This is a genomic window from Flexilinea flocculi, assembly GCF_001192795.1.
Taxonomy (GTDB): domain Bacteria; phylum Chloroflexota; class Anaerolineae; order Anaerolineales; family Anaerolineaceae; genus Flexilinea; species Flexilinea flocculi.
In genome coordinates this window covers 479,485-482,393 of sequence record NZ_DF968180.1, presented here as the reverse complement: position 1 = coordinate 482,393, position 2,909 = coordinate 479,485, and the positions used below count along the sequence as shown (strand labels likewise).

The following is a 2,909-nucleotide window of genomic DNA, read 5'->3' as shown; positions in this document are numbered from 1 at the left end:
ATCCTTCGATCATTTTCCCCGTATCGTAGATCGTTTCTCCTTTTTTCGAGGAGCTGGACGTCTTCGCATCAGCTACCGACAACACCGTCCCTCCCAATCGCAGCATCGCTGTTTCAAACGACAGCCGCGTTCGTGTCGATGGTTCGTAAAACAGTGTCGCCAAGGTTTTTCCGTCCATGTTCAACAGCCGTCCGCCGGACTTCATCACGCGCTCGTATCGCGCTGCCGTTTCCATGATCAGATGCACTTCGTCATCTGTCAGCGATTGGACATCCAGTATGTCTTTCCCATATAATGTTGTTGTCATTTCTTTTCTCCTTTTGTTAACAATTGAGCAACTTATTTAGAAGTGCGTTCCATTAAAACATCCACAGCCCGGACACCTTTGCCATTCGGTAAAACCATCAAAGGATTAATGTCCAGCGCTGCGATATGATCAGCAAAATCAACAGCCAGAAATGAGAGGCCAACCAGCGCATCGCATAAAGCATCAAAATCAGCCGCCGGTTTTCCACGAAAACCTTTCAACAATTTGCTTCCACGTGTGCGATTAATCATTTCGCCTGCTTCCTGTCGCGTAAACGGTGGAATGGCAAGGGTGGAATCTTTCATCAGTTCCACCAAAATGCCGCCAGAACCAAAAACTACGACCGGTCCGAAAGTGGGATCATTCATAATTCCTAAAATGACCTCCACAGAATCCGGCGAAATCATTTCCTGAACGATCACGCCTTCCAACCGAGCTTCTGGCTTGTAAGCATGCGCTGATTTCATGATTTGATCAAAAGCATCGCTGACTTCCTGTCTGTTTTTCAAACCAATCTTCACCCCGCCACATTCTGTTTTATGCCGAATATCGGGTGATAGAATTTTCAAAACCACAGGGAAACCAATTTTTTCAGCAACATCAGCGGCGGCTTCTTTCGTGGATGCAACCGATTCATGCGGTCCATCAATACCATAATCTGCCAAAAGCGCACGGCCTTCTACCTCATCCAGCGGTTCAGTTGTGGTTTCAAATCGTTTTTTCCATGCAGCAAGTTTGTCACTCGTTATTGGATTTTTTGCAGCTTCGGGCGCCGGTTTTCTGCGGAAAGCAGCATATTTCTCAAATGCCTGTATTGCCTGTAAAGCTTCCTGAGTTCCCTGAAGATAAGGAATCGCTTCTTTTCTCAAAAATTCTTCCACCTTGGGATCAAAATTTCCAGAAAAATTCGAGAATAACAACACGGCTTTTTTGAATTCATTTTTTACTCGCACAGCAGATTCAGCTATACGCATAGATTGTTCAATTTCACGATCAGCGACACCCAGCGGTGTGTCACGGGACATCGCAATCAGGCTGATGTCAGATTGTGATGCCACTGCAGCTACACAACCGGGATACATTTTTTCCAGATCGCCGTTCCCCCATGCGTCAACAGGATTTGATACAGTACTGAAAGATGGTAATATTTCATGCAGCGCAGCAAGCGTCTCATCGGACAATTTTGAGAAATTTAAATTCATTCCCTGAGAAAGGTCCTCTACCAATCCAATCTGACCGCCGGAAAGACTGAGCAAACCGATGCCATCCGTTTTCGGCAATGGCGCTACAGCAAATAATTCAGCGGCCTGCACCAATTCATCGAGAGAATTCAGACGAATGACACCCTCTTTTTGGAGCACTGCATCCAGAACTGAATCAGAACCAGCTAAAGAACCGGTATGCGCCTGCACAGCCCGTTGTGCACCTTCAGACCGTCCTACCTTTAACATCAGGACTGGTTTTCCGGCATGGAAGGCAGCACGAACAGCATCAACAAATTTTTCCGCGTTCGGGATACCTTCGACAAAAGCAAGGATCACTTTTGTTTCCGGATCGGTTGCGAGATAACCGATGTAATCCGAAATATCTAACACTGCCTGATTTCCGGCAGATATCAAATAGCGAAATCCGAATCGGGCAGAATTGGCAAGTCCCATCAGAATTGCACCGCTCTGCATCACTGCAGATACACCGCCTGTCCGCAAATTGGGATTAATAGCGACGCTGAATGCTGCGAATTTATCCGTCATATTGGCAACGCCAATACAATTTGGACCACAAAGAAGGATGTGATTCTCCTCACAAAAAGCTGCAATTTCTTTTTGGAGTTTTTTACCTTCATCTCCTGATTCAGAGAATCCGCTCGCCAGACACCAGCAAGCCGGAATTTGCAGCTCCTTCATTTGTTCCAAGATGGATTTGACATGCGGGGCTCCGATCAAGATTGCAACCATATCAATCGGTTTATTGACAGATTTTAAGTCCTTGTAGCAAGGATGGCCTAATACGGTCTCATTTTTTGGATTGATGGCAAATATTTCGCCCTGATATCCTAAAAAATGAAGGTTTTCAAGAACAAGCCGGCCGGCACTTCCGTGTTTTTCGGAAGCCCCGATGATCGCGATATTTTTCGGATTCAGCATCGGACGAAGATTACGAAATGAAGTAGTCATTTTTTTCCTGGTTGAATACAACAAAATTTTCTAACAGTAAGACTCTTTGCATGTCTTTACTTAATTTCTTTAACCGGAGGGTAAGAAAAGCGACCGGCTTTGCTATGATGCAGACCCAAATCCACCAGCGCTTCAGCGACTTTCAGGGCCACTGAGCTGGGATCCAGAACGATCACACCCAATTCCCGTTCGATATCCTCCGCATATCCGGCAAGTCCGGCACAACCCAGCACAATCACTTCGGCGCGGTCTTCTTCTACAGTTTTGCGAGCCAGCTCAATAATGCGGGCTTTCGCTTTTTCGGGATCGGCATCCATTTCCAGCACGGACATGCCCAACACCGGTGAAGCAGCATAGGACTGAGACAATCCGCGGAAAGCGGTGTGCCATTCACGCGTGGGTACGCGGCGTTTCATGCCGGTCATGAT

At 46.6% G+C, this 2,909-nt stretch carries 2 protein-coding genes and 1 pseudogene; all 3 read right to left on the bottom strand.

The window, feature by feature from the left end; genetic code table 11:
* A pseudogene (locus ATC1_RS04235) lies at positions 1-307 on the bottom strand (aspartate carbamoyltransferase); the annotation flags it as partial.
* Between the two features lie 32 nt (positions 308-339).
* Complete coding sequence (locus ATC1_RS04230; protein WP_062278676.1) at positions 340-2,481, bottom strand: acetate--CoA ligase family protein; 2,142 nt, start codon at positions 2,479-2,481, stop codon at positions 340-342.
* 56 nt (positions 2,482-2,537) lie between these two features.
* A partial coding sequence (locus tag ATC1_RS04225; protein WP_236688111.1) for an aspartate/glutamate racemase family protein occupies positions 2,538-2,909 on the bottom strand: 372 nt, incomplete at its 5' end.

Bases quoted from the DNA above. Each gene is read 5' to 3' on its own strand.
- ATC1_RS04230 (WP_062278676.1), bottom strand. From the start codon at position 2,481: ATGACTACTTCATTTCGTAATCTTCGTCCGATGCTGAATCCGAAAAAT.